Here is a 4,518-nt window from a genome sequence, read left to right as displayed (position 1 = left end):
AACGGGTCGACCATCGAGTAGAGGCTGCCACCGAACTGGGTGCCGACATAGTTGCGGTTCCAGCGGGTCAGGTTCATGCGCACCTTGACGCTGCGCATGTCGGGGCTGATGTGCTGCACGCGGATACCCGCCCCCAGGTAGGGCGGGTAGAAATTCAGCAACCAGCGCAACATGCGGGCCCGACGGGCGAGCTTGCGGGCGTCCTTCATGCGCGGCCCCGCGGGTCGGGGCGGGTTCCCAGGCCCATGGCCTGGCGGGCGAACCAGCTCTTGGCCGGTGGCAGCAGGTCCAGGCCCAGCAGGCCGAGGTTGCGCCCGGCCGCGAGTAGCGGTTGGGCGCTGCCGAACAGGCGGGTGACCTGGTCGGAAAAGCCGATGGTCAGGCTCTGATCCAGACGTTGGCGCTGGCGATACCCCTGCAGTGTTGCCAGGTCGCCCGGCTGCTGCGGGCCTGCGAGCAGGGCCTCGGCCAGTGCCTGCACGTCGCGCAGCGACAGGTTGAACCCCTGACCTGCGATCGGGTGCAGGCTGTGTGCCGCGTTGCCCAGCACCACCAGGTGCGGGCGTACCTGCTCCTCGGCTTCGACCAGCGCCAGCGGGTAGAGATGCCGTGCGCCGACCTGGCGCAGAGCGCCGAGGCGGTAGCCGAACGCGTCCTGCAGTTCGCGCAGGAAGGCGCGCTCGTCGATATCGGCCAGACGCCGTGCGTCCATGCCCTGCCGCGTCCAGACCAGCGCGCAGCGGTTTTCCGGCAGTGGCAGCAAGGCCATCGGGCCTTGTTCGGTGAATCGTTCGAAGGCCTGGCCACGATGGGCCTCGCCTGGAGAGATGTTGGCGATCAGCGCGCTCTGGTCATAGGGCGTGCGGCGCACATGAATGCCCAACTGCTCGCGCAGGCCGGAGCGGCCGCCGTCGGCGAGAATCGCCAGGTCGCATTCAAGGCTGGTGTCATCGTCGAGTTGCAGGCGATAACCGCCCTCGACAGGCTGCATGGCCCTGACTTCGGCCGGGCAGCGCCAGCTCACCACCTCGCTGTCCAGCCCCTGCCACAGGCACTGGCCGAGCCAGGCGTTCTCCACCACATAACCCAGCGCAGGCACACCTTCTTCCTGGGCATCCAGGCGGGTGGCGCCAAAGCGACCGCGGTCGGACACCTGGATCTGCCGAATCGGTTCGGCACGGCGCTCGATGCCCTGCCACAGGCCAAGCTGGTCGTAGATCTGCCGAGTGCCGAAGGACAGCGCCGAGGAGCGTGCATCGTAGCTGGGCTGGAAGCTGTCGCCGGGGGCGAACGGCTCGATCAGCAGGATCTTCCAGCCGCGCGCCTTGGCCCCGGCCTGCAGCGCCAGCGCCAGGCTGGCACCGACCAGGCCGCCGCCGATGATCGCCAGGTTGACCCGGCTCATGCCACGTCCTTGCGCGCGTCGAGCATCAGTGCCTCGATTTCGTCGACTGTCTTCGGCACACCCGAAGTAAGAATTTCACAGCCCTTTCTGGTGACCACCACGTCGTCCTCGATCCGCACCCCGATGCCGCGCCACTTCTTCGCCACGCTCTGGTTGTCGGCTGCGATGTAGATACCTGGTTCGACAGTCAGCGCCATGCCCGGTTCGAGCACCCGCCACTGACCGCCGACCTTGTATTCACCTACATCGTGCACATCCATGCCGAGCCAGTGTCCGGCACGGTGCATGTAGAACGCGCGGTAGGCTTCGCTGTCGATCAGCGCCTGCACCTCACCCTTGAGCAGCCCCAGCTCGACCAGGCCCTGGGTGATCACCCGCACCGTCGCTTCATGGGCGTGATTCCAGTGTTTGCCTGGCGCAATCTCGGCAAAGGCGGCTTCCTGGGCCTTGAGCACCAGTTCATAGATCGCCTTCTGCTCGGGCGAGAACCGCCCGCTGACCGGGAAGGTACGGGTGATGTCGCTGGCGTAGCAGTCGATCTCGCAACCGGCGTCGATCAGCACGAGGTCACCGTCCTTGAGCGGCGCATCGTTCTGCTGATAGTGCAGGATGCAGGCGTTGCGCCCGGCAGCGACGATCGAGCCGTAGGCCGGCATCTTCGCGCCACCCTTGCGGAACTCGTAGTCCAGCTCGGCCTCCAGGCTGTATTCGTGCAGACCGGCGCGGCAGGCCTGCATGGCTCGTACATGGGCGCGCGCGGAAATCGCCGCGGCCTCACGCATCACCTTCACTTCCGCCGCCGATTTATACAGGCGCATGTCGTGCAGCAGATGATCCAGGGCAACGAACTCGTTCGGCGGCTGCGCGCCAAGGCGTGCCTTGGAACGGATCACATTGATCCAGTCCATCAGCCGGCGGTCGAACTCGGGGTTGCTGCCCATGGCGCTGTAGACCCGCTCGCGACCTTCGATCAGGCCGGGGAGGATCTCGTCGATATCGGTGATCGGGAAGGCATCGTCGGCGCCGAAGTCGCGTATCGCACCCTCCTGGCCGGCACGCAGGCCGTCCCAGAGCTCGCGCTCGGGGTTGCGCTCGCGGCAGAACAGCACGTACTCGCCGTGCTCCCGACCGGGGATCAGGGCGATCACCGCCTCGGGTTCCGGGAAACCGCTCAGGTACTGGAAATCGCTGTCCTGGCGATAGACGTGCTCGACGTCGCGGTTACGGATTGCGACCGCCGCCGCCGGCAGGATGGCGATGCTGTCGGGGACCATCTGCGCCATCAGCGCCTTGCGCCGACGGGCGTACTCCGCCTTGGGTATGTGGCTCATGGGCAAACGACCCCCGGGTCGATCAATGCAGCGATGGTTTTGGTGCCGGCGCAACAGGCGCGGCCAGCTCCGTGTACAGCAGCAGCGGTGCGACGCGCAGGTACTCCATGACTTCCATGTAGTCGCTCTCGCCGTCCTCGGACTCTTCCAGCGCTTCTTGCACTTGCGAGATGGCGACCAGATCCTGGAGCACTTCCTTGGCATCGGTGGACAGGTCCTTGCCGCCGGCGTTCAGGCCAAAACCGGTAATGAAGCCCTGGCACCATTGGCCCAGAGCGGTGGCGCGATCGCTCAGGGCGGCATCGTCGGTCGGCAGCAGCAGCACGATGGCGACGTCTTCGCCGGTCAGCTCGGCCTTGACCATCTCCTGCAGGCCGATCAGGGCGTTGCGGACGTTGTCACCGGGCTCGGTTTCAAGCAGTTGGGCGGCGTCGGCCAGCCAGGCGTCGGCATCGAAGCCGGCACCGGCGCAGCTGCGGCCGATCAGCAGGCCGTGCAGCTCGGCAGGAGTGGCGGGATGGCCATTGCTGGAGAGCAGCATGGCGAAGGCGGTGTAAGGCGATTGGGTATTGGGCATGGGCGGCTAGGCGCCAGACGGCGCATATGACTAGAATGAAGACCTTGTATCCTAGCACCGGCAGGCGCGCCAAGACCATCTGCGCTGGCCGTCGCGGCTCGGGCAGAGGCATGATCGCCAGGCGATCGACGAAGGAGCGGATCGAGTGCAACCCATGCAAGACAATGACCTGCAAGCGCTGATGAGTCGATTCGAGTTGCTGATCGAGCGCGTCGAGCAACTAAAACGGCAAAATGCACTCCTAGTAGCTCAGGAAAAATCCTGGCGCGAAGAGCGCGCCCACCTCATCGAAAAGAACGAGATCGCCCGGCACAAGATCGAGTCGATGATCTTGCGTCTGAAGGCCCTGGAGCAAGACTCATGAGTTCAAGCAATAGCGTCACCGTCCAGATTCTCGACAAGGAATACTCGATCATCTGCCCGCCGGAAGAACGCAACAACCTGGTGGGTGCCGCGCGCTACCTGGACGGCAAGATGCGCGAGATTCGCAGCAGCGGCAAGGTGATCGGTGCCGACCGCATCGCGGTGATGGCGGCGTTGAACATCACCCATGAACTGCTGCACCGCCAGGAGCGCCCTGACGTCGCCAGCGGCGGCACCACCCGCGAGCAGGTGCGCGACCTGCTCGAGCGTGTCGACCAGGCACTGTCCGACGACGCGGTTAGCAAAAACGATTGAGATTGGTATACTGGCGCCACTCCCTGGAGGATGCGCCAGTCGGTTATGTCCCTGAGCCGATACGCACAACCACGGGGGTTGCACGTGGGGCAGGTGTGCATGTCCGCTCGACGGAAAGCCTTAACGCCTCCTGCAATCTCCACCTTGAACTTTCGGGTTCAAGGGCTACACCGATAGCGGTCTTGTCGGGGAGCCTGAATTCTCAATGCCCGCCTTTACCGGCGGGCATTTCGTTTGTGCCGCCGCCGTCGGCGGCCAGCATCCGGGATCGCCTGTGCCATGACCGACACCGTGCCGCTCACCCGCCCACAACTTCGCCGCGTGCTGCGCAACGCACGACGCGCGTTGACGCCCGCCCAGCAACGCCAGGCCGCCGTCGGACTGTACCGGCAACTGGCCCAGCACCCGCTGTTTCGCCGCGCGCGGCATATCGCCCTGTACCTGCCCAACGACGGCGAGATCGACCCACGCCTGCTACTGCGCGAAGCCCAGCGGCGCGGCAAGCGCACCTACCTGCCAGTGCTGCA

The 4,518-nt window shown here is 65.5% G+C and carries 7 protein-coding genes and 1 other RNA gene; 4 read left to right on the top strand and 4 right to left on the bottom strand.

Features of this window, described 5'->3' with window-relative positions:
• The 4 genes from VA602_RS15395 to VA602_RS15380 all read right to left on the bottom strand — a co-directional run.
• On the bottom strand, window positions 1-209 hold a 209-nt coding region (locus VA602_RS15395; protein ID WP_323453648.1), incomplete at its 3' end, for a DUF4442 domain-containing protein.
• Complete coding sequence (gene ubiH, locus VA602_RS15390) at window positions 206-1,405, bottom strand: 2-octaprenyl-6-methoxyphenyl hydroxylase (protein ID WP_063542059.1); 1,200 nt, start codon at window positions 1,403-1,405, stop codon at window positions 206-208. The genes ubiH and VA602_RS15395, both read right to left, overlap by 4 nt.
• Entirely contained in the window at window positions 1,402-2,736 is a 1,335-nt protein-coding gene (gene pepP, locus VA602_RS15385) for a Xaa-Pro aminopeptidase (protein WP_054894082.1), read from the bottom strand. Before pepP ends, ubiH begins: the two co-directional genes overlap by 4 nt.
• A gap of 22 nt (window positions 2,737-2,758) precedes the next feature.
• Window positions 2,759-3,313 carry a YecA/YgfB family protein gene (locus VA602_RS15380; protein WP_112897075.1) on the bottom strand — a complete coding sequence of 185 codons (555 nt, stop codon included), beginning with the start codon at window positions 3,311-3,313 and terminating at the stop codon, window positions 2,759-2,761.
• Between the two features lie 154 nt (window positions 3,314-3,467).
• Between VA602_RS15380 and VA602_RS15375 the strand changes: the two genes are divergently transcribed.
• The 4 genes from VA602_RS15375 to VA602_RS15360 all read left to right on the top strand — a co-directional run.
• Window positions 3,468-3,677, top strand: coding sequence for a TIGR02449 family protein (locus VA602_RS15375; protein ID WP_054894084.1), 210 nt, complete (start codon window positions 3,468-3,470; stop codon window positions 3,675-3,677).
• Complete coding sequence (locus VA602_RS15370; RefSeq protein ID WP_054894085.1) at window positions 3,674-3,991, top strand: cell division protein ZapA; 318 nt, start codon at window positions 3,674-3,676, stop codon at window positions 3,989-3,991. Before VA602_RS15375 ends, VA602_RS15370 begins: the two co-directional genes overlap by 4 nt.
• 17 nt (window positions 3,992-4,008) lie before the next feature.
• Window positions 4,009-4,187: non-coding RNA, 6S RNA (ssrS, locus tag VA602_RS15365), on the top strand.
• Window positions 4,188-4,270: 83 nt separating this feature from the next.
• Window positions 4,271-4,518 (top strand): 5-formyltetrahydrofolate cyclo-ligase (locus VA602_RS15360; RefSeq protein ID WP_323453647.1); only part of this gene is annotated, 248 nt, incomplete at its 3' end.

Origin of the sequence: Pseudomonas machongensis (assembly GCF_034961125.1) — a bacterium.
In the GTDB taxonomy this organism is placed as follows: Bacteria; Pseudomonadota; Gammaproteobacteria; order Pseudomonadales; family Pseudomonadaceae; genus Aquipseudomonas; species Aquipseudomonas machongensis.
This window is presented reverse-complemented; position numbering and strand designations above follow the sequence as displayed.